This window comes from Streptomyces sp. NPDC015127, from assembly GCF_043080095.1.
Lineage (GTDB): Bacteria > Actinomycetota > Actinomycetes > Streptomycetales > Streptomycetaceae > Streptomyces.
The window spans coordinates 74,486-95,154 of sequence record NZ_JBIBVE010000011.1 but is presented as its reverse complement, the minus strand read 5'-3'; the positions used below and the strand labels follow the sequence as shown (position 1 = coordinate 95,154).

Below are 20,669 nucleotides of genomic sequence, written 5' to 3'. Positions count from 1 at the left end.
CACAGGCCCACACCTCGGCGACTACCTGGGATACCGGCGCCCCGCCCAGGGGCGATCAGGCGGGCCCGATGCGCTGCGGCCGCGGCGCGCAGCGAGTGCCGCGGGCTCAAGCGGTAGCCGTGCCCGGGCGGGCGCTACCACCCGAGGCAAAGGCAAACCCAGCCCGTCCGGCGCTTGAGGACGCACCCGGCGCAGCCTGCGACCGCAGCGTCGCCGCCAGGCCACACCACGGCGACAGCCCGGGGATGCCCGTGCCGGCGCAGTTGCAACCGCGGCACTCCACCGCGATGGGCACGCCGCTCCGGGCGCGCAAGCGCGGCGGGCGTAGCCGCCGGGTGACGCGGCCTCCGCGGGCGCGGCCCGCGCCACCTGGCTCAGGTGCGGCGGTCGTCGTGCGGACCGTGATGCTCGGCCGTCAGGCCGAAGCGGCTGCGTTCGCCCGGGGCGGACGACGACGAGCCGAGCGACGACACCGAGCGGATCACCGGCTCCTCAGCCGCCTCCGTCGCGTTCTCCAGTCGCTCCAGGTCAGCCGCGGAGACCAGCGCCACGAGCGGCTTCCCGTGACGGGTCACCACGACGCGCTCCCCGCCGTAGACGACGCGGTTGATCAGTTCGGCGAGCTCTGCGCGGGCTTGCGTCACCGGAATCTCGTAGGCCATGCTCCCCATCATAACGGCCTGTACGTCCTGTACATTTTTTACAGAGAGCACGGCCCACCCGTTCCGAGGAGAGGCATGCCATGAACCGCCCTGCCGGCCGCTACGTCCTGCCCGAATTCACCGAGCGCACCGGCTCGGGGACCCGCACCCTCGACCCGTACTCAAAGCTGCTCGACGAGCGGATCGTCTTCCTCGGCACCGCCGTCGACGACACGTCCGCGAACGACGTCATCGCCCAGCTGCTGCACCTCGAGTACGCGGCCCCCGACCAGGACATCTGCCTGTACATCAACTCCCCCGGCGGCCCGATCAGCGCCATGACCGCGATCTACGACACCCTGCAGGTCATCACCTGCGACATCGCCACGACCTGCCTGGGCCAGGCCGCTTCGACCGCCGCCGTGCTGCTCGCCGCGGGGACGCCCGGCAAGCGGATGGCGCTGCCCGGGGCACGCGTCGTCGTCCAGCAGCCCGCCGTCGAGGAGCCGTTGCGCGGCCAGCCGTCCGATCTGGAGATCCACGCCGCGGAGTTGCTGCGCCTGCGGGCGCAACTGGCGGCCATGCTCGTGCGCCACACCGGCCAGGACGCCCGGCGCATCGCGGCCGACCTGGAGCGGGACAAGATCTTCGACGCCGAGGCGGCGAAGGCGTACGGCCTGGTGGATCACGTCGTCCAGAGCCGCAAGGGCTCGCCGGTCGCGGCCGGGGCGAGGTGAGCGCCGGATGCTGCCCCCCGAGCTGCCTCCGCTGCCCGCGCTGACCCGCGCGGAGGCGGAGTTGATCGACCGCTATCTCGAAGTGGTGGATCTGCTGGGGCGGATCAACCCGGCCCGCGCCACGCACACCTACGGCGCGCTGCGCGCCGCGCAGGCCCTGGTGGGCCGGGCGGCCGCGCTCAAGGACGCCCTGACACTGATGCATCTGCGCGGCGAGAGCGAGGTCTACGCGGACACGCTGGCCGAGGCGCTGCGGATCCTGGACGGGGAGCGCAGGGCGAACCGGGTGACCATGCCGCCGGTTTCGACGAGTTGACGCGCGATCCGCTGCTGTCAACCGCCAACGGGGTAGCGGCTTCCGTACCCCGTTCGGTGGAGCTTCGGCGAAGTTGTTGCGTGTTGCAGGACTTGCGCGGAGCAACCACTGATTTGGCGGAATTGACGGTTTCGCTGCTGGTACGACCATGATTCCGCGTCAGGCGACTCGGCGGTCAACGCCCCTGTCCACCCGAACAGATCAGTCGTGATCGGCTTCACAAAAGCCGTTTCAACTCGGAAATCGGACATCGGTGGGTCACGATCCCTGGGACGACAAGCCCCCGCCACCTTGACGGGGCGGTCCGGGCGGACGCTGAGTCCTGCCGCCGCACCGGATGCCTGGTCGACAGAAGTGCATCGGCAGGAGTGGAGGACCCGAGCAGCACGGGGTGACCGGTGATCCCGGTCGGCCCCTTGGGGTGAAGCCGCTTCGGCGGCCGGGCGTCTTCGCCAGTCCGAACCCGACAGGTCATCCTTCACAGGCGGCTGACGAAGGGTTGCGCATGACTGCGCAGATGCATGTCCCGTTCCTGCTCACGCGCGCGGGCGCCGTATCGGCGCTGACCATCGCCGCCGTCGGCGGCACTCTCCTCGCGCCCGGCACAGCACCCGAGGCCCACGCGATCACCAGCCACGCGAGCAAGGCACTCGAGATCGCGGCATCGAAGAAGGGGTCGCCGTACAGATACGGCGCCGCCGGCCCCCATCGCTTCGACTGTTCCGGGCTGACGCTGTACTCGTACAAGAAGGCCGGCAAGAAGCTGCCGCGTACCGCACAGCAGCAGTACAACCGTACGCGCCATGTCTCCGCCTCCCAACGGAAACGCGGTGACCTGGTCTTCTTCCATTCCGGCGGCTTCGTCTACCACGTGGGCATCTACGCCGGCAAAGGACGGATCTGGCACTCGCCGAAGACCGGTGACGTCGTGCGGCTGGCCAAGATCTGGACCAGCAAGGTCTCGTACGGCCGCGTGCGCTGACGCCCCGGCAGTTCCGGTTCCCCGGCGACGGCGCCCTTGACTGAGGGGCCGTCACCATCAGGACGGTGCGGTGCGGCCGCCGGCTCCGGTCAGCGGGCCAGCGGCTGGACCAGCAGGGTCGCGCCGAGCGCGGTCAGCGCGCCACCCGTGACGCCTTCCACGGCGCGCGTGGTGCGCGGCCTGCGCAGCCAGCGGCCCAGCCGGTCCACCAGGAGCGCCACCGCCGGGAACCAGATCAGCGCCAGCACGACGACGATCGCGGCGAGCAGCAGGGTGCGCGGCAGCACCGCCGCGCCGTCGGGCACGAACTGCGGCAGCAGACTCAGGAAGAGCACCGGCGCCTTCGGGTTGAGGACGTTGGTGAGGAAGCCCTGCCGCAGGGCGCGCGCGACGCCGTGGGCCGCCGTGCCGCCGTCGGGAGCGGCGAGCCCGTCGAGCGGGCGCAGCGCGGAGCGCACCGCGCGCAGGCCCAGCCACAGCACGTAGATCCCACCCGCGATCTGCAGGGTCCGGTACAGCGCGGGCACCGCCACCAGCACCGCGGCGAGGCCCGCCACGGCCAGTGCGGTGTGCACCAGCAGTCCGCCCGCCACTCCGACCGCGCAGGCGACGCCCGCGCGGCGCGAGGCGAGCGCACTGCGGACCACCACGGTGAAGTCGGCGCCGGGCATGGCGACCATGCCCGCGGCGACACCGGTGAATGCCATCAGCTGTGCGTCCATGCCCCCAAGCCTGACGGCACCAGGCCTTCAGCAGGTATGTGGAATATCCTGGGTTTGCCAAAAGCAACGCTTAAAGCAGGCTCAAGGGGAGCGATGTACGACCCGACCCGGCTGGCCGCGCTGGTCGCTGTCGCGGAGGCCGGTTCGATCACCCGCGCCGCGGCCCGCCTCGGCTACACCGCGCCGGCGCTCTCCCAGCAGCTGGCCAAGCTGGAGCGCGAGGCCGGAGCTCCCCTGCTCGTACGCCACCACCGCGGGGCGCGGCTCACGGCCGCAGGTGAGCTGCTCGCGGAGCGGGCGCGCCGGGTGCTGGACGAGATGGACCGGGCGCGGCACGAGCTGGCCCAGCTGTCCGGGCTCTCGGGCGGACGGCTGCGGGTGGGCACCTTCACCACGGTCGGCATCCATCTGCTGCCCCCGGTGCTCAGCGCCTTCCGCCGCGCCCATCCGGACGTGGAACTGACCGTCGCGGAGTACGAACCGCCGGACGGTGTCACGGCGGTGGCGCGCGGCACGATGGATCTCGCGCTGACGCATGCCTACGAGCCGGCCGAACCGGCGCCGCTTCCGCCGGGCGTGGTCATGGAAACGCTGCTGGTGGAGGAGCTGGTGCTCATCACGGCTCCCGGTCACGCGCTGGCAGGCGGTTCGGGCCGGCTGCCGGTGAGCGGTCTCGCAGGTCAGCCGCTGATCAGCAGCGCTCCGGCGCATCCGCCGCGCAAGGGGGTGGAGGGTGCGCTGGCGGAGGCGGGGGCGACGCCCGCGGTGGTGTGCGAGTCGCCGGGTTATGCGCTGGTCTGCGCGCTGGTGAGCGCCGGGATCGGGGTGGCGGTGGTGCCCGAGATGGTGGCGGCGATGTCCGCGACACCGTTGCAGATACGGCAGTTGGAGCCTGCGGCGTTCCGGCGGACGATCTCGGTGGCGCATCGGGGTGAGGAGTCGGGTCCTGCGGCGCAGTCGCTGCGGGCGCTGCTGCGGGGCTCGTTCGGGCGGGCCGGCCACCTGGGCACGGCGGCCCGGGTGCTGTGATCCGCAAGGCGGGATCAGCCCTGCACGGGCACGGTCCACGGCAGCGCGATCCACACGGTCTTGCCGCCCTCCTTGGTGGGTGTGACGGAGAGCCGGCCGCCGTACTGCGCGGTGAGGCTGCGGATGATGACCATGCCGCGGCCGTTGTCCTGCCGGACGGCGGCGGGCAGCCGGCGCGGCCAGCGCGGGTGGCTGTCGGTGACGCCGATGCACAGTTGCTCGTCCCGTTCGAGGCGCACGTCGACCGTGAAGGTGGGCGACTGGCCGAAGGTGTGCTGGACGGCGTTCGTGGCCAGTTCGGAGACGATCAGCCGCACGGTGTCGACCGCGTCGGTGCCGTCGGACAGTCCCCATCCGCAGATGACGTCGGTGACATATCTCCGGGCGGCGGAGACCGAGGCCGGATCGCTCGGCAGAGTGACGGATGCTTCTTGACGGTCTGCCATGGCGACGCTGTCCCTTTCCCACCGGGCCGGGCTCCGACTCGTAGCGGATGACACGCGAGGACGGCCACGGATTGCGCTTCGGCGTCAGACTGCCACTTGTCGTCCGGGTGGTGCGGCGATCCACCAAGATATGTATATATCTGTCGCCCAAAGCGGTGAACTCTGCGACGAGAGACCGTATTTGGGACGGACCGTACTGTCCCGGCCGGCTCCCTCAGAGGCGCGGCGCAGCCGCGATGATCGTCGCGACGGCCCTGTCGACCTGCCCGTCGGTGAGATCGGCGCGGGCGGTGAGCCGGATGCGCGAGATCCCGTCCGGCACGGACGGGGGCCGGAAGCAGCCCACGACAAGGCCGGCCGCCCGGCAGTCCGCCGCCCAGGCGAGCGCGGCGTCCGGCGAGGGCGCCTGGACGGAGACGACGGCCGCGTCCGGGCGCGCGGCGGTCAGTCCCGCGTCCGTCAGCCGCCGGTGGAGCACGGCCGCGACCTCGCGGGCCCGCGCGGCGAGGCCGGGTTCGCGGCGCAGCACCCGCAGGGCGGCGAGCGCGCCGCCGGCCGCCGCCGGTGCGAGGCCGGTGTCGAAGATGAAGGTCCTGGCCGTGTTGATCAGGTGCTCGATCACCCGGGCCGGGCCGAGGACCGCGCCGCCCTGGCTGCCGAGCGACTTGGAGAGGGTGAGCGTGGCGACGACTCCGGTCGCGCCGGCCAGTCCGGCGGCGTCGAGCGCGCCCCGGCCGCCGTCGCCGAGGACGCCGAGGCCGTGGGCGTCGTCGACGAGGAGGGCCGCGCCATGTTCGCGGCAGGCTTCGGCGAGGGCGGGCAGCGGCGCGGCGTCGCCGTCCACGGAGAACACCGAGTCGGTGACGACGAGGGCGCGGCGGTCCGGGTGGGCGCCGAGGGTCTTGCGCACGGCCTCGGGATCGGCGTGCGGGACGACCGCGGTCTCGGCCCGGGCGAGCCGGCAGCCGTCGACGATGGAGGCGTGGTTGCCGGCGTCCGAGACGACGAGGGCGTCGCGGCCGCCGAGGGCGGTGACGGCGGCGAGGTTCGCCGCGTAGCCGGAGGACAGGACGAGGGCGGCCTCGAACCCGCAGAACGCGGCGAGTTCGCCCTCCAGCTCGGCGTGGAGCGCGGTGGTGCCGGTGACCAGGCGGGATCCGGTGGCGCCCGCGCCCCAGCGGCGGGCGGCCTCGGCGGCCGCGGCGGTGACCTCGGGCCGGCGGGTCAGTCCCAGGTAGTCGTTGCTCGCCAGGTCGAGCAGGACCGAGTCGGCGGTGCGAGGCCGGAGCGTACGGACGAGTCCCGCGCGCTCACGGCGGCGCGCCTCGTCGTCGATCCAGTCGAAGGGATCCTGCGTGGCCTGCGGCATGAGGAGTCCGGTCCTTTTGTAGGCAGCGCACAGACCCTAACCGGGGGCGGGCGGGGAGCGGATGTGGCCATGCACACACCTCAATCCGCGGCTGTTGTGGGGTTCCTCCTTGGCCGAGGCGGCCGCGGTGGGTAAGGATCAGCGCCATGGACCTGCTGAACACGCTGGTGGAGAAGGGGCTGCGGCGCGAGCTGCCGACCCGTGAAGAAGCGCTCGCCGTACTGGCGACCTCCGACGACGATCTGCTCGAAGTGGTGGCCGCGGCCGGCAAGGTGCGCCGCCAGTGGTTCGGACGGCGGGTGAAGCTCAACTATCTGGTCAACCTGAAATCGGGCCTGTGCCCCGAGGACTGCTCGTACTGCTCGCAGCGGCTCGGCTCGAAGGCGGAGATCCTCAAGTACACCTGGCTGAAGCCGGACGAGGCGTCCCGGGCCGCGGCCGCCGGTGTGGCGGGCGGCGCGAAGCGGGTGTGCCTGGTGGCGAGCGGGCGCGGGCCGACGGACCGGGACGTCGACCGCGTGTCGAAGACGATCGAGGCCATCAAGGAGGAGAACGACGGCGTCGAGGTGTGCGCCTGTCTCGGTCTGCTCTCCGACGGCCAGGCCGAGCGGCTCCGCGAGGCGGGCGCCGACGCCTACAACCACAACCTGAACACGTCCGAGGGGACGTACGGGGACATCACGACCACGCACACGTACGCGGACCGCGTGGACACGGTCACCAAGGCGCATGCGGCCGGCCTGTCCGCATGCTCCGGTCTGATCGCCGGCATGGGCGAGAGCGACGAGGACCTGGTGGATGTCGTCTTCGCGCTGCGCGAGCTGGACCCGGACTCGGTGCCGGTGAACTTCCTGATCCCCTTCGAGGGCACCCCGCTGGCCAAGGAGTGGAACCTGACCCCGCAGCGGGCACTGCGCATCCTGGCGATGGTGCGCTTCGTCTGCCCCGACGTCGAGGTGCGCCTCGCGGGCGGTCGCGAGGTCCATCTGCGCACGCTCCAGCCGCTCGCCCTGCACCTGGCCAACTCGATCTTCCTCGGCGACTACCTGACCAGCGAGGGCCAGGCGGGCCGGGCCGACCTGGAGATGATCGCCGACGCGGGCTTCGAGGTGGAGGGCGCCGGCACGACGACGCTGCCCGAGCACCGCGCGGCGGGCGGGGGCTGCGGTTCGGTCTGCGGTGACGGCGGTGAGGGCGGCTGCCACGACGAGCCCGCTGCGGCGGAGGCGTCGGAGCTTCCCGCCGCGCGTACGGACCTGGTCGCCGTGCGCCGCCGCGGCGCCGGTACGGACCTCGCGCCCAATGCCTGAGTTCTCACCCGGCGAGCTGCGCGCCCTGGACCGCGCCCACGTCTGGCACCCGTACGGCCCGATGCCGGGCCGTACGGATCCGGTGGTCGTCGAGTCGGCGTCCGGGGTGCGGCTCAGGCTCGCCGAAGAGGTGCACGGGCAGCGCGAGTTGATCGACGGCATGTCCTCCTGGTGGTCGGCCGTGCACGGCTACAACCACCCCGTCCTCAACGAGGCCGCGACCGCTCAGCTGGGCCGCATGAGCCATGTGATGTTCGGCGGGCTCACCCACGAGCCGGCCGTACGGCTGGCGACCCGGCTGGTGGAGATCACACCGGAGCCCCTCCAGCACGTGTTCCTGTGCGACTCGGGCTCGGTGTCGGTCGAGGTCGCGGTGAAGATGTGCCTGCAGTACTGGCGCTCGGTGGGCCGCCCGGCCAAACAGCGGCTGCTGACCTGGCGCGGCGGCTACCACGGTGACACGTGGCAGCCGATGTCGGTGTGCGATCCCGAGGGCGGCATGCACGGGTTGTGGCAGGGCGTGCTGCCGCGGCAGATCTTCGCGCCCGCGCCGCCGGCCGACTTCGACGAGGCGTACGCGGCCGGGCTGCGCGAGCTGATCGGGCGGCACGCGGACGAGCTGGCCGCGGTGATCGTGGAGCCGGTCGTGCAGGGCGCGGGCGGCATGCGCTTCCACTCCCCCGCGTACCTGCGGGTGCTGCGTGAGGCGTGCGACGAGCACGGTGTCCTGCTGGTCTTCGACGAGATCGCGACGGGCTTCGGCCGCACGGGCGAACTGTTCGCGGCCGGCCACGCCGGTGTATCGCCGGACGTGATGTGCCTGGGCAAGGCGCTCACCGGCGGCTACCTGTCGTTGGCGGCGACGCTGTGCACGTCGCGGGTGGCGGACGGGATCTCGCGGGGCGAGGTCCCCGTCCTCGCCCACGGCCCGACGTTCATGGGCAACCCCCTGGCCTCGGCGGTGGCCTGCGCGTCGATCGACCTGCTTCTCGGCCAGGACTGGCAGCAGGAGGTCGGGCGCCTGGAGAGGGGCCTGCGGGAGGGGCTGGCCGAGGCGGCCGCACTGCCGGGGGTGAAGGACGTCCGGGTGCTCGGCGGTATCGGCGTCGTGCAGCTGGACCACGAGGTGGACATGGCCGCGGCGACGGCCGCCGCGGTGCGGGAGGGCGTGTGGCTGCGCCCGTTCCGCGACCTGGTGTACACGATGCCGCCGTACGTGACGGGCGACGCGGACCTGGCACGGGTGTGCGGCGCGGTCCGTGCGGCGGCGGCTGCGGGCTGACGCCCGTCGTCCCCGGAACATGCCGGTTCCGGCAGACCTGGCGGGGCGTGCGTGGGCACGCAGGTGTGCGCCGGGCGCGCGTGCGACACGTGGCTTCGGGCCCGCCCGCCGACGGGACACGCTCGCCGCCGCGGGGATGCCCGCCCGGTGCCCGTGCGCCGCGCGGGCGTCCCGACGGGCGCCTCAGCAGTCCGGGGTGTGAGGCGTTGGCCGGTTCGTGCAGGGCGGCGGACCGGCGGAGCGAGAGAACGAGACAGGACAAGGAAGCGCACCATGCCAGTGATCGTCGTGACCGGGACCGGGACCGAGATCGGGAAGACCGTCGTGACCGCGGCCGTCGCCGCGCTCGCGGTCGCCGAGGGCCGGTCCGTCGCCGTGGTCAAGCCCGCGCAGACCGGGGTCGGCCCCGGGGAGGCGGGGGACGTCGACGAGGTACGGCGGCTCGCCGGGCCGGTCACGGGCGTCGAACTGGGCCGGTTTCCGGAGCCTTTGGCGCCCGCGACCGCTGCCCGGCGTGCCGGGCTCGCCCCCGTCACGCCCGACGCGGTGGCCGAAGCGGCCGGGAAGCTCGCCGCGGAGCACGACCTCGTGCTCATCGAGGGGGCGGGCGGGCTCCTCGTACGGTTCGACGACGCCGGCGCGACGCTGGCCGACGTGGCGGGTCTGCTCGACGCCCCGGTGCTGGTCGTCGCGCCCGCCGGTCTCGGGACCCTGAACATGACCACGCTGACCGCCGAGGCCCTGCGCGCCCGCGGGCTCGGCCAGTTGGGCGTGGTGGTCGGCAGTTGGCCCGACCGGCCGGATCTGGCCGCGCGCTGCAACCTCGCGGACCTGCCCGACTCGGCGGGCGCGCCGCTGCTGGGCGCGGTGCCGGAAGGCGCCGGGGCGCTCGCGCCCGCCGAGTTCCGCGCCCGGGCCGGGCAGTGGCTGGCTCCGGGACTCGGCGGCCGATGGGACGCGGAGGCGTTCGGCGCGGCCGTAGGCTGACGCCCATGCGCGCACGGATCGATGAGATCGTCTTCGACTGCCACGACCCCGCCCGCCTGGTCCGGTTCTGGGCGGCGCTCCTCGGCGGCGAGCCGGTGGACCGCAGCGAGGACTGGTCGTACGTCGATCCGCCGGAGGGCGTCCGCGTGGCGTTCCAGAAGGTGCCCGAGGGCAAGCCGGCCAAGAACCGGCTGCATCTGGACGTGGACGCGGGTGATGTGGACGCCGCGGCGGACGAGGCGGTGGGCCTGGGCGCGGAGCGCGTCGGCGCCGTCGTCACCGACGACCACGGCCGCTTCCAGGTCCTGCGGGACCCGGAGGGCAACGAATTCTGCTTCGTGGCGGGCAACGACGGCTGAGCGGCGTCTTACCGGGGGAGAATGGCCCTGATCGGTCCGCCCCGTCCGAGGAGGTCCGCCATGCCGTCGCGCAGCACGAAGGCGCCCCGGGACGCCGTCCACCATCCGGTCTTCGCCCGCTTCTACGCGCGCATGAGCGTCTCGGCGGACGTGAAGGGCGGAATCGCCGCCTACCGTGCCGAGCTGCTGTCGGGCCTGTCGGGCCGGGTCATCGAGATCGGCGCGGGCAACGGGCTGAACTTCGCCCATTACCCGGCGGCCGTCTCCGAGGTCGTCGCTCTCGAACCGGAGCGCACCCTGCGGAAGTTGGCCGTCGAGGCGGCGCTGCGTGCCGGCGTGCCGGTGGACGTCGTCCCGGGTGCCGCGGAGGCGCTGCCGGTCAAGAGCGAGGCGTTCGACGGGGCGGTGGCCTCCCTGGTGCTGTGCACCGTACGGGACCTGCCGCGGGCGCTCTCGGAGATCCGGCGTGTGCTGCGGCCCGGCGGGGAGCTGCGGTTCTTCGAACACGGCCTGGCCGACGGCCCGGGCCTCGCGCGGACGCAGCGCGTACTCGACCGCACGGTGTGGCCACGGCTGTTCGGCGGCTGCCACACGGCGAGGGACACGCTCGCCGCGATCGAGGCGGCGGGCTTCGAGCTCGGGACGCATCGCAGGTTCAACGTGCCGGACAGCAGACTGCGGCTGCCGACGTCGCCGTGCGTTCTCGGGGTGGCGCGCCGCCCGTTCACGTCCTAGGGGGTGTCTCGCCGATCGGGCCGGATCGGACCCAGGGCCCTCGGGGGGATCAGGCAGCGGGTCACTCGCTCCACTGGCGCAGTTCGTCGGCGACGGCACGCACGTCCGCCTTGCCCTGCTTGACCAGGCGGGCCAGGTCGCGTACCTGCTCGGGCGAGGTGACCACCTTCCGGCCGCTGGCGACGAGGTAGCCGTAGGCGACGGCCGAGGCGAACATCGCGTTGGAGTGCTCCAGCGCGGGCACGTGCAGCAGCAGTTGGAGCAGGGCGGCGGCGCGGGCGTGCGGATCGGCGTAGACGGGCGTGCCGAAGATCTCCGCGTCATGACGGCTGACGGCGGCGACGAGCGCGCCCCAGTCGGTGACCTGGGGGTCGCCGGGGGTCTTGTGCTCGGCGACCATGAGCAGCCAGGCGAGATCGATCGTCAGGTTCAACGCTTCTCGCCGAACTCCTCGGCGAACACCGATTCGTACTGCTTCATGAAGTCGGCCGCCGCGTCCACGAAGGCGCGGCCCACCTCTCCGGCGTCCTGTTTGACGAGCTCCTCGATGTAGCGGTTCACGCTCATCCCGCGCTGGAGCGCCCGCTGGCGGGCGGCCTCCGCGGTGGCCTCGTCCACGCGTACGTTCAACTGAGTCTTCGCCACACCATCAAGCTAGCGCGCGGGTGCTAGCACGGCAAGGCCGTCCCGGGGGTGCGGGCGCGGCCCGTCCTGCATGCCGGAAGTCGGTGGCGTGGCGCGCGGTGGGCGTGCTTGGCTCCCGCGCATGACCGACCTGCGCATACGTACCGCCTCTGTCGACGACGCCGAGTCCGTGCTGGCTTTCTGGAAGGAGGCGGCGGAGGGCACGAGCATCACGGACGACGTGGACGGCGTCACCCGGCTCATCATCCGCGATCCCGAGGCACTGATCCTGGCCGAGGCCGACGGGCTGCTGGTCGGCTCGGTGATCGCCGGGTACGACGGATGGCGCTGCTCGCTCTACCGCCTGGCCGTCCTCCCCTCGCACCGGCGCCGCGGCATCTCGGCGGCCCTGCTGGACGCGGCCGAGAAGCGGTTCGTCGCGGCGGGCGGGCGGCGCGGGGACGCGATGGTGCTGGAGGCGAACGAGCGGGCCCACCGCGCCTGGGCCGCGGCGGGCTACCACCGGGAGGACCACTGGCGCCGCTGGGTCAAGCCGTTCGCCTGAGCCCACCGCGACGCCGGGTCGAGCCGTTCGCCCGTGCCCGCCGCGACGCCGGGTCGAGCCGTTCGCCCGTGCCCGCCGCGACGCTTGCCGGACGCCGACCACCACCCGGCGTCCGGCGCTCCCGCGGCTTTGCCGCTCCTTTACCATGGATGGACTATCCCCTCCCGTACGAAAGGTGTGAGCGTCCGCCCATGGGCGAGCCTCCCAGTAGCCGACATCGCGCATTCCACCTCCCCCTGTCCGATCATGGGACGGAGGTGACCCGATGACCGAAGTGCTTCTGCTCGCCGTGGCAGTACTGCTCTCGCTCGCCTGCGGTGCCTTCGTCGCGGCCGAGTTCTCCCTCACGACGGTCGAGCGCAGTGAGCTCGAACGGGCCGTCGAGCGCGGCGAACGGGGCGCCGCCGGCGCCCTCAAGGCCGTGCGCAGCCTGACGTTCCAGCTCTCCGGCGCACAGCTCGGCATCACCGTCACCAACCTGGTCGTCGGCATGCTCGCCGAGCCCTCCGTCGCCACGCTCATCCGCGGTCCGGTGGAGGCGGTCGGCCTGTCGCCGTCCGTCGCGTCGTCCGTGGCGCTGGTCATCGGCACCGCACTGTCCACGGTCGTGCTGATGGTCGTCGGCGAGCTGGTCCCCAAGAACTGGGCGATCTCCTCCCCGCTGGCCGTCGCCAAGGTGGTGGCCACGCCGCAGCGGGTCTTCACCGCCGCGTTCCGTCCGCTGATCGCCCACCTCAACAACACGGCCAACCGCATCGTGACGCGCCTCGGCATGGAGCCCACGGAGGAGCTCGCGTCGGCGCGCAGCCCCAAGGAGCTCGTGGCGCTGGCCCGCCACTCCGCCAAGGCGGGCGCGCTGGAGGCGGACACCGCCGAGCTGTTCGTCCGCTCGCTGAACCTGTCGGAGCTGATCGCGGAGAACGTGATGACGCCGCGGGTCCAGGTCATGGCGCTCGACGCGTCCGCCACCGCGGAGGACGTCGCGAACGCCACGCGCGCGACGGGCCTGTCCCGCTTCCCCGTCTACCGGGGCAGCCTGGACACCGTCGTCGGTATCGCGCACATCAAGGACATCCTGACGGTCCCGGCCGGGCGCCGGGCCCGCCACCCCGTCGCGGACCTGCTGCGTGAGCCGGTACTGGTGCCCGAGACGCTGACCGTGGACCGGCTGCTGGACCGGCTGACGGGCAAGTCCACGATGGCCGTGGTCATCGACGAGTACGGCGGCACGGCCGGCGTGGTGACGATGGAGGACATCGTCGAGGAGGTCGTCGGCGAGGTGCGCGACGAGCACGATCCGCACGAGACGCCCGACCTGGCGCGGGCCGGTGAGGACGCGGACGGCCGCAAGCTGTGGTCCGCGGACGGCGCCGCCCGCACCGACCAGCTGGAGAGCATAGGGCTGCTGGTGCCGGACGGCCCCTACGAGACCCTCGCCGGTCTCGTCGCCACCGAGCTGGGCCGCATCCCCGTCGAGGGCGACCGGATCGACCTCGCGGGCTGGCAGATGGACGTGGTCGACGCCTCCGGGCGCCGGGCCGCGCGCGTGCTGATGCACGCACCGCTCGACGCCGCCGACGGCGACGTGGCCGAGGAGGCCGGACGATGATCGCGATCCAGCTCTTCGTCGGTCTGCTGACCCTGGTGCTCAACGCCTTCTTCGTCGGTGCCGAGTTTGCGCTGATCTCGGTCCGGCGCAGCCAGATCGAGCCCGAGGCGCAGGCCGGGAACCGGCGGGCGCGCAGCGTGCTGTGGGGTCTGGAGCACGTGTCGGCCCTCATGGCGGCGGCCCAGCTGGGCATCACGCTGTGCACCCTGGTGCTCGGCATCGTCGCCGAGCCGGCCATCGCGCATCTGCTGGAGCCGGTGTTCGACGCGGTGGGCGTGCCGCACGGCGCCGTCCACCCGATCTCGTTCGTGATCGCACTGGCGCTCGCGACGTATCTGCACATGCTGCTCGGCGAGATGGTGCCGAAGAACGTCGCCCTGTCGGAACCGGTGCGCAGCGCGCTGCTGTTCGGTCCGCCGCTGGTGGCGCTTGCGCGGGCGCTGCGCCCGGTGATCTTCACGGTCAACGCGCTCGCGAACGGGCTGCTCAAGCTGCTCAGGGTCGAGACGAGGAACGAGGTGTCCGCCACTTTCTCGGACGACGAGCTGGTGAGCCTCGTGCGGGACGCCGGCGAGGCGGGGCTGCTCGACGACCGCTCGGCGGAACGGCTGCGCGACGCGCTGGAGCTCGGCCGCCGGCCGGTGCGCGATGTGGTGATGCCGGTGGAGCAGGTCGTGTACGCGAAGGACGGGACGACGCCGGAGCAGCTGGAGCAGCTGTCGGTGGACTCCGGGTACTCCCGCTTCCCGGTCGTGGACGCGGGCCGTCGCATCCTCGGCTACCTCCATGTGAAGGACGCTCTGGACGCGGCTCCGCGTGACGTGGCGTTCCCGGTGAGCGCGATGCGTCCGATCGCCCGGGTGCGGGCGACGACGCCGCTGGACGACGTGCTCACCGCGATGCGGCGCAGCCGCACCCACCTGGCGGCCGTCCTCGACGACGAGGGCAGGCCGGAGGGCCTGGTGACCATGGAGGACATCCTGCGCGAGCTGGTGGGGCGCCCGCGCTGACACCGGTCCCGGCGTCCGCCCCCGTGGCCGGCAGTGCTGTGAGCCCTGCCGGCCAGGGGCCGGGTGAGGACACGGCGCGGACCGCCGCCCGGTGCGCACCCGCCGGGGTCAGAACGCCGTCGCGGTGAGCCAGGCCGTCAGCACGGACACGTCTCCCGTGACCGTGAGGTGCGGGTCGGCCGCGGTGCGGCGGCCGTACAGGAGGAGCAGCAGGTCACCGGCCGGTCCCGCGACGCGTGCCGAGGGATCGGGCGTCGCCGACTTCGTCCAGGCGAAGCCCGCCTCCCCGAACCCGACCGTCCACGACGCCCCGGTGTCCGTCGACGTCAGGACGAGGGAGCCGTCCGCGAGGCGCGACACCGGTCCGGCGAGCCACGAGAAGTACGGCAGGTTCTCCAGGAACTCCTCGATCCCGTCGGCCGCCGTGCCCGGCCCGATGCTCGGCTCGCCGCCCAGCGAGAGCTCCGCGTCGGCGAGGTGGACGACCGCTTCGAACAGCAGCCGGCGTGGGAAGTAGGCCACCCGCTGGTCGGCCCCGTTGGACCACATCGGTGTGTCCGGGTCGACCTTGCGCAACGCGACGAGCACGCTCTCCGCGCCGCGGGCGAGCCAGTCCGGGTGGGCGGCCGGGTCGTCTGGCAGGCCGAGGGGGACGTCACGCGACCACACACGCTCGGTGGCCCGGGTCCGCACCAGGTGTTCCATCCAGCGGTGCGTGGTCCCGTGGTGGCGGACGAGGTCGGCGAAGGTCCAGCCGGGGCAGGTGGTCACCGGCGTGGCCGGGTCCGTGTCCCGTACGGTCGCCACGAAGCGCCGCTCGATGTGCTCGATCGCGTCGCAGTACAGCTCGTGCTGGTCGTCGTCGAGGCCGAAGCTGTCGGGTATGCGCAGCAGCTGGTCGTGCCAGGCCCCTTCGGGCCGGCGGCCGGCGGCGCGGCGGAAGAGCCGGGCGAGCTCGCGCCGGTCGGCGGGCGGCAGCCGGTCGAGCAGGAATCCCGTGGTCTCCAGCCACTTCACCGCGGTGTCCGGGTCGAGTACGTCGTCCTCACAGGTGTCGATCGAGATGACCACATCGGCCAGCGCTTCGGCCAGCGCGTTGAGCAGTGCGTCGCTCACGAAATGCTCCCCTCCCGGTACGGAACCGAGGGACCTTACCGCGCGGTACGATCGCTGCGCCATGGAGATGAATGCCAATTACACGAGTTTTGTCGCGGTGGGTGACTCGTTCACCGAGGGCATGTCGGATCTGCTTCCCGACGGCTCCTACCGGGGGTGGGCCGACCTGCTGGCGGCCCGCCTCGCGGCCCGCACACCGGGCTTCAGCTACGCGAACCTCGCCGTGCGCGGAAAGCTGATCGGGCAGATCGTCTCCGAGCAGGTCGACGTGGCGGCGGCGATGGGCGCCGACGTGGTCACCCTCGTCGGCGGGCTCAACGACACCCTGCGCCCCAAGTGCGACATGGTCAGGGTGCGCGACCTGCTGGAACAGGCGGTGGAGCGTCTCGCGCCCGCGTGCCGGACGCTGGTCCTGATGCGCAGCCCGGGCCGCAGCGGCCCCGTGATGGAACGGTTCCGCCCGCGCATGGAGGAGCTGTTCGCCCATATCGACGCGCTGGCGGCCCGGCACGGCGCGCTGGTCGTCGACCTGTACGGCTCCCCGGTGCTGGGCGACCAGCGGATGTGGGACGTGGACCGGCTGCATCTGACGGCCGAGGGGCACGCCCGCGTCGCCGAGGCCGTGTGGCAGAGGCTGGGGCTGGAGCCCGAGACCGACTGGCAGGCGCTCCTGCCCCCGGCGGCACGGCCGGGCTGGGCCTCGCGCAGAGCGGCCGATCTGCGGTTCGCGCGCGAGCACCTGGGGCCGTGGATAGGGCGGCGGCTGACGGGGCGCTCCTCGGGCGACGGCCGGCCGGCGAAGCGGCCCGAACTGCTGCCGTACGAGCCGCCCGCCTCGTGATACGGCGGCGCGCGGCCGCTTCGTAGCAAGGTACAACCGGGACCGTGGCGCTGGCCTGCAGAAACCGCCAGTAGAATCTGGACACGTGACTGCTGTGTCTGCGAAGCCTCGCATCCCCAATGTCCTGGCCGGCCGCTACGCCTCCACGGAGCTGGCCGTCCTCTGGTCCCCCGAGCAGAAGGTCAAGCTGGAGCGTCAGCTCTGGCTCGCGGTACTGCGTGCCCAGAAGGACCTGGGGATCGACGTGCCGGACGCGGCGATCGCCGACTACGAGCGCGTGCTCGACCAGGTCGACCTGGCGTCCATCGCCGAGCGCGAGAAGGTCACGCGCCACGATGTGAAGGCCCGCATCGAGGAGTTCAACGCCCTCGCCGGCCACGAGCACGTCCACAAGGGCATGACCTCGCGCGACCTGACCGAGAACGTGGAGCAGCTGCAGATCCGGCTGTCCCTGCAGCTCATGCGCGACCGCACCGTGGCGGTGCTCGCCCGGCTGGGCAAGCTGTCCGGCGAGTACGCGGAGCTGGTCATGGCGGGCCGCTCGCACAACGTGGCCGCGCAGGCCACGACGCTCGGCAAGCGGTTCGCGACGGCCGCCGACGAACTGCTGGTCGCCCACGACCGCCTGGAGGACCTCCTCGGCCGCTACCCGCTGCGCGGGATCAAGGGCCCGGTCGGCACCGCGCAGGACATGCTCGACCTGCTGGGCGGCGACGCCGCGAAGCTGGCCGAACTGGAGCAGCGCATCGCGGCCCACCTCGGCTTCGCGCACGCCTTCACCTCCGTGGGCCAGGTCTACCCCCGCTCGCTGGACTACGACGTCGTCTCGGCGCTCGTGCAGCTCGCGGCGGCCCCGTCCTCCGTCGCCAAGACGATCCGCCTGATGGCCAGTCACGAGCTGGTGACGGAGGGCTTCAAGCCGGGCCAGGTCGGCTCGTCCGCGATGCCGCACAAGATGAACACCCGCTCCTGCGAGCGCGTCAACGGGCTCATGGTCATCCTGCGCGGCTACGCCTCGATGACCGGCGAGCTCGCGGGCGACCAGTGGAACGAGGGCGACGTGTCCTGCTCCGTGGTCCGCCGTGTGGCGCTGCCCGACGCGTTCTTCGCCTTCGACGGCCTGGTGGAGACGTTCCTGACGGTGCTCGACGAGTTCGGCGCGTTCCCCGCCGTCGTCGCCCGCGAGCTGGACCGCTACCTGCCCTTCCTCGCCACGACCAAGGTGCTGATGGGCGCGGTGCGCGCCGGTGTGGGCCGTGAGGTCGCGCACGAGGCCATCAAGGAGAACGCGGTGGCATCCGCGCTCGCGATGCGCGAGCAGGGCGCGGAGCGCAACGAGCTCCTCGACAAGCTGGCCGCGGACGAGCGTATCCCGCTGGACCGGGCGCAGCTGGACGACCTGATGGCGGACAAGCTGTCGTTCACCGGCGCCGCCGGGACCCAGGTGGCGACCGTTGTCTCCCGCATCGAGGAGATCGCCAAGCAGCACCCCGAGGCCGCGGGTTACGCCCCGGGAGCGATCCTCTGACACGGCTCGGACCGGCGGACCTGGAGGCCGCCCGCGACCGGCTCGTGCCGGATGTCGTCGCGGACGGCCTCCGCGTCCTGTTCTGCGGGATCAATCCCGGGCTGATGACGGCCGCCACGGGGCACCACTTCGCCCGCCCCGGCAACCGGTTCTGGCCGGTGCTGCACCTGTCGGGCTTCACGCCGCGCCTGCTGAAGCCGTCGGAGCAGCACGAGCTGCCGGCGCTCGGGCTGGGCATCACGAACGTGGTGGCGCGGGCCACGGCACGCGCCGACGAACTGAGCACGCAGGAGTACCGCGAGGGTGGCCGGATCCTGACGGCCAAGGTGGAACGCTTGCGGCCGCGCTGGCTCGCGGTGGTGGGCGTGACCGCGTACCGCACGGCATTCGGTGAGCGCCGGGCCGCGATCGGGCCGCAGGAGCGGACGATCGGCGACACCCGGATCTGGGTGCTGCCCAATCCGAGCGGGCTGAACGCCCATTGGACCGCGCACACCATGGCGGCGGCGTACGCGGAGCTGCGCGGAGCCGCCGAGGGCTCCCGGGATCCTTCGTAAGGAGGCTCGCTCCGGTCACCCCCTAGGGAGGGTCGGTCTCGGTGACGACCGCGAGCAGCTCCCACCGGCGCTCGTCCGCACGCGCGACGCCGACGCCTATCCAACGGCCGTCCACCCGCCACAGGTGGAGGTCGTCGGTGAGACGGCCGAGCTCCTCCCACGGGTCCGCCACCTCCTCCCCCGCGATGCTCCGCACCGACACCGACCACAGACTGATCCGGTGCGGCTGTCCCCAGCGGGTACTGAGCGCGTCCGCCAGCGCCTCGCACTCCGCGCGGCACTGCTCGGCCGCCTCCTCCTGCCGTATGCCGCACTCCTGCGCGTCCTCCCCGGCCGGCGGGAGCCGGGCGAAGTGGTAACCGGGGCCACTGTCGCCCAGCTCCGACCGGCCGCGCACAGCCGGGAACGCCCGGCCCCGCAGCCGGTCGATCGCGGCAAGGTGCTGTGCAGTGGTCATGACGCCAGTAAAGCTGCCCCTACTGACAATTGGCACACCGTCAGGCGGCGTCCGGAGTCGGCAGCCGCCTCCACGCCCGCGGACGTGCGCGGCCGGGCCGCGCGGTGGGCGTCCGCTGCCCTCCGGGGGAGGTGCGCGGCACGCGGCGGCAGCGAGTACGATCCGGCAGACACGCGCTCGAACTGGAGGGACACACAGTGGGGCGGCTGACCGGCGGTGACCCGTCGCTGCTGCGGCGGATCAACTCCGCAGTGGTGCTCCATTCCCTGCGGGGCGCCGATTCCGCCACGCTCACGGACCTGACCCGGATCACCGGACTGTCCCGGCCGACCGTCGAGGGCGTGGTCGAGGGGCTGATCGCGGCCGGTCTGGTCGTCGAGAGCGTTCCCGAGGAGGGCGAGGCGCGCCGGCAGGGCCGGCCGGCCCGCCGTTTCCGGTTCCGCGCCGAGGCCGGTCATCTGCTGGGCATCGAGATCGGGGCCCACCGGGTCGCGGTACTGCTGTCGGGTCTCGACGGGCGCATCATCGGCGCCGGTTCCCGGGACGTGTCCGAGACGGCGTCCGCGGACGACAGGCTGGAGCGGGTACGCACGGTCGTCGCGGACGTGCTCCGCAGGGCCGGTGTGGCGCGCAGCAGCCTGCGGGCGGTGGGGGTCGGCTCACCGGGGATCGTGGAGACCGACGGCACGGTGCGGCTGTCGACGGCGCTGCCCGGCTGGACGGGGCTGCCGCTCGGGGACCGGCTGCGCCGGTCGTTCCGCTGCCCGGTGCTGGTGGAGAACGACGCCAACGCGGCCGCTGTCGCCGAGCACTGGAAGGGCGCGGCCACGGATTCGGACGACATCGTGTTTGTCCTGGCCGGGCTGAGCCCGGGTGCCGGTTCGCTGATCGGCGGCAGGCTGCACCGGGGTTACGGCGGCGCGGCGGGCGAGATCGGGGCGCTGCACCTGCTGGGCCGCGAGGTGACCCCGGAGAAGCTGCTGTCGACGACGGACGAGCCGTTGCATCCGCTGGACGAGCAGGCGGTCGCGGACGTCTTCTCGCTCGCGAAGAGCGGCGACGAGCGGGCGCGGGCCGCCGTCGACCGGTTCAACCAGCGTCTGGTGCACGACGTCGCGGCGCTGGTGCTCGCGCTCGATCCCGAGCTGGTGGTGATCGGCGGCTGGGCGGCCGGGCTCGACGGCGTACTGGACCCGCTGCGCGACGAGTTGTCCCGTTACTGCCTTCGGCCGCCGCGGGTGACGCTGTCGCTGCTGGGCGAGGCCGCGGTGGCGACGGGTGCGCTGCGATTGGCGCTCGACCACGTGGAGGAGCAGCTGTTCGCCGTGGAGGGCACGGTGACGGCCCGCCGTTGACGCCCGATGGGGCGTCCGGTGTCCGGCGGGGCCGTGTCCCGGCCGGCGGAGGGGGTACGACGCGTGCGACCCGCCGCCGAGCGGGATGCTCG

At 72.8% G+C, this 20,669-nt stretch carries 24 protein-coding genes and 1 riboswitch; of the genes, 16 read left to right on the top strand and 8 right to left on the bottom strand.

The window, feature by feature from the left end:
* Nucleotides 1-374: 374 nt before the first annotated feature.
* A complete protein-coding gene (locus tag ACF08N_RS22075; protein ID WP_392326360.1) occupies nt 375-662 on the bottom strand; it encodes a type II toxin-antitoxin system Phd/YefM family antitoxin in 288 nt (95 codons plus the stop codon).
* Between the two features lie 80 nt (nt 663-742).
* Between ACF08N_RS22075 and ACF08N_RS22070 the strand changes: the two genes are divergently transcribed.
* The 3 genes from ACF08N_RS22070 (at nt 743) to ACF08N_RS22060 (ending at nt 2,676) form a co-directional block, all read left to right on the top strand.
* On the top strand, nt 743-1,378 hold the full coding sequence (locus tag ACF08N_RS22070) for an ATP-dependent Clp protease proteolytic subunit (protein ID WP_392326359.1): 636 nt from the start codon (nt 743-745) through the stop codon (nt 1,376-1,378).
* Between the two features lie 7 nt (nt 1,379-1,385).
* Nucleotides 1,386-1,694, top strand: coding sequence for a hypothetical protein (locus ACF08N_RS22065; RefSeq protein ID WP_392326358.1), 309 nt, complete (start codon nt 1,386-1,388; stop codon nt 1,692-1,694).
* Between the two features lie 328 nt (nt 1,695-2,022).
* Nucleotides 2,023-2,196, top strand: a riboswitch (cyclic di-AMP (ydaO/yuaA leader).
* Nucleotides 2,197-2,199: 3 nt separating this feature from the next.
* Entirely contained in the window at nt 2,200-2,676 is a 477-nt protein-coding gene (locus tag ACF08N_RS22060) for a C40 family peptidase (protein ID WP_392326357.1), read from the top strand.
* Between the two features lie 89 nt (nt 2,677-2,765).
* Here the strand turns inward: ACF08N_RS22060 and ACF08N_RS22055 are convergent, their stop codons facing one another.
* Nucleotides 2,766-3,398, bottom strand: a complete 633-nt coding sequence (locus ACF08N_RS22055; RefSeq protein WP_392326356.1) for a LysE family translocator — start codon at nt 3,396-3,398, stop codon at nt 2,766-2,768.
* 93 nt (nt 3,399-3,491) lie between these two features.
* Between ACF08N_RS22055 and ACF08N_RS22050 the strand changes: the two genes are divergently transcribed.
* Nucleotides 3,492-4,427, top strand: coding sequence for a LysR family transcriptional regulator (locus ACF08N_RS22050; protein ID WP_392326355.1), 936 nt, complete (start codon nt 3,492-3,494; stop codon nt 4,425-4,427).
* A gap of 14 nt (nt 4,428-4,441) precedes the next feature.
* Here ACF08N_RS22050 and ACF08N_RS22045 read toward each other — a convergent pair whose 3' ends face one another.
* Together ACF08N_RS22045 and ACF08N_RS22040 are read right to left on the bottom strand one after the other, a co-directional pair.
* Complete coding sequence (locus ACF08N_RS22045; protein WP_392326354.1) at nt 4,442-4,873, bottom strand: ATP-binding protein; 432 nt, start codon at nt 4,871-4,873, stop codon at nt 4,442-4,444.
* 214 nt (nt 4,874-5,087) lie between these two features.
* Nucleotides 5,088-6,242 (bottom strand): 8-amino-7-oxononanoate synthase, encoded by a 1,155-nt coding sequence (locus ACF08N_RS22040; protein WP_392326353.1) that lies wholly within the window; start codon nt 6,240-6,242, stop codon nt 5,088-5,090.
* Between the two features lie 146 nt (nt 6,243-6,388).
* Between ACF08N_RS22040 and bioB the strand changes: the two genes are divergently transcribed.
* The 5 genes from bioB (at nt 6,389) to ACF08N_RS22015 (ending at nt 10,915) form a co-directional block, all read left to right on the top strand.
* Nucleotides 6,389-7,552, top strand: coding sequence for a biotin synthase BioB (bioB, locus tag ACF08N_RS22035; protein WP_392326352.1), 1,164 nt, complete (start codon nt 6,389-6,391; stop codon nt 7,550-7,552).
* Nucleotides 7,545-8,834: an adenosylmethionine--8-amino-7-oxononanoate transaminase gene (locus tag ACF08N_RS22030; protein ID WP_392326351.1), complete on the top strand. Its 1,290-nt coding sequence runs from the start codon at nt 7,545-7,547 to the stop codon at nt 8,832-8,834. Before bioB ends, ACF08N_RS22030 begins: the two co-directional genes overlap by 8 nt.
* Before the next feature lie 273 nt (nt 8,835-9,107).
* Complete coding sequence (gene bioD / locus ACF08N_RS22025) at nt 9,108-9,821, top strand: dethiobiotin synthase (protein ID WP_392326350.1); 714 nt, start codon at nt 9,108-9,110, stop codon at nt 9,819-9,821.
* A 5-nt stretch (nt 9,822-9,826) separates the two neighbouring features.
* A complete protein-coding gene (locus ACF08N_RS22020) occupies nt 9,827-10,180 on the top strand; it encodes a VOC family protein (RefSeq protein WP_392326349.1) in 354 nt (117 codons plus the stop codon).
* Nucleotides 10,181-10,240: 60 nt separating this feature from the next.
* On the top strand, nt 10,241-10,915 hold the full coding sequence (locus ACF08N_RS22015) for a class I SAM-dependent methyltransferase (RefSeq protein ID WP_392326348.1): 675 nt from the start codon (nt 10,241-10,243) through the stop codon (nt 10,913-10,915).
* A gap of 61 nt (nt 10,916-10,976) precedes the next feature.
* On the opposite strand, the gene ACF08N_RS22010 is transcribed toward ACF08N_RS22015, so the two are convergent.
* Nucleotides 10,977-11,348: a fic family toxin-antitoxin system, toxin component gene (locus tag ACF08N_RS22010; protein WP_392326347.1), complete on the bottom strand. Its 372-nt coding sequence runs from the start codon at nt 11,346-11,348 to the stop codon at nt 10,977-10,979.
* Nucleotides 11,345-11,560, bottom strand: a complete 216-nt coding sequence (locus tag ACF08N_RS22005) for an antitoxin (protein WP_177152992.1) — start codon at nt 11,558-11,560, stop codon at nt 11,345-11,347. The genes ACF08N_RS22010 and ACF08N_RS22005 overlap by 4 nt, the downstream gene beginning before the upstream one ends.
* Nucleotides 11,561-11,681: 121 nt before the next feature.
* On the opposite strand from ACF08N_RS22005, the gene ACF08N_RS22000 reads away from it, so the two are divergent.
* The 3 genes from ACF08N_RS22000 to ACF08N_RS21990 all read left to right on the top strand — a co-directional run bounded on the left by ACF08N_RS22000 (nt 11,682) and on the right by ACF08N_RS21990 (nt 14,723).
* Nucleotides 11,682-12,104 carry a GNAT family N-acetyltransferase gene (locus ACF08N_RS22000; protein WP_392326346.1) on the top strand — a complete coding sequence of 141 codons (423 nt, stop codon included), beginning with the start codon at nt 11,682-11,684 and terminating at the stop codon, nt 12,102-12,104.
* Between the two features lie 265 nt (nt 12,105-12,369).
* On the top strand, nt 12,370-13,713 hold the full coding sequence (locus ACF08N_RS21995) for a hemolysin family protein (RefSeq protein ID WP_392326345.1): 1,344 nt from the start codon (nt 12,370-12,372) through the stop codon (nt 13,711-13,713).
* Nucleotides 13,710-14,723 carry a hemolysin family protein gene (locus ACF08N_RS21990; RefSeq protein WP_392326344.1) on the top strand — a complete coding sequence of 338 codons (1,014 nt, stop codon included), beginning with the start codon at nt 13,710-13,712 and terminating at the stop codon, nt 14,721-14,723. The genes ACF08N_RS21995 and ACF08N_RS21990 overlap by 4 nt, the downstream gene beginning before the upstream one ends.
* Nucleotides 14,724-14,831: 108 nt before the next feature.
* Here ACF08N_RS21990 and ACF08N_RS21985 read toward each other — a convergent pair whose 3' ends face one another.
* The gene (locus ACF08N_RS21985; protein WP_392326343.1) at nt 14,832-15,839 is read right to left on the bottom strand and encodes a maleylpyruvate isomerase family mycothiol-dependent enzyme; all 1,008 of its coding nucleotides are present in this window, start codon (nt 15,837-15,839) and stop codon (nt 14,832-14,834) included.
* A gap of 61 nt (nt 15,840-15,900) precedes the next feature.
* On the opposite strand from ACF08N_RS21985, the gene ACF08N_RS21980 reads away from it, so the two are divergent.
* From ACF08N_RS21980 to mug, 3 genes are all read left to right on the top strand, one after another.
* Complete coding sequence (locus tag ACF08N_RS21980) at nt 15,901-16,680, top strand: SGNH/GDSL hydrolase family protein (RefSeq protein WP_392326342.1); 780 nt, start codon at nt 15,901-15,903, stop codon at nt 16,678-16,680.
* A gap of 85 nt (nt 16,681-16,765) precedes the next feature.
* A complete protein-coding gene (purB, locus tag ACF08N_RS21975; protein ID WP_392326341.1) occupies nt 16,766-18,208 on the top strand; it encodes an adenylosuccinate lyase in 1,443 nt (480 codons plus the stop codon).
* Between the two features lie 44 nt (nt 18,209-18,252).
* Nucleotides 18,253-18,765, top strand: coding sequence for a G/U mismatch-specific DNA glycosylase (gene mug / locus ACF08N_RS21970; RefSeq protein WP_392326340.1), 513 nt, complete (start codon nt 18,253-18,255; stop codon nt 18,763-18,765).
* Nucleotides 18,766-18,787: 22 nt separating this feature from the next.
* On the opposite strand, the gene ACF08N_RS21965 is transcribed toward mug, so the two are convergent.
* Complete coding sequence (locus ACF08N_RS21965) at nt 18,788-19,222, bottom strand: hypothetical protein (protein ID WP_392326339.1); 435 nt, start codon at nt 19,220-19,222, stop codon at nt 18,788-18,790.
* A gap of 197 nt (nt 19,223-19,419) precedes the next feature.
* On the opposite strand from ACF08N_RS21965, the gene ACF08N_RS21960 reads away from it, so the two are divergent.
* On the top strand, nt 19,420-20,577 hold the full coding sequence (locus tag ACF08N_RS21960) for an ROK family transcriptional regulator (RefSeq protein ID WP_392326338.1): 1,158 nt from the start codon (nt 19,420-19,422) through the stop codon (nt 20,575-20,577).
* Nucleotides 20,578-20,669: the final 92 nt, after the last annotated feature.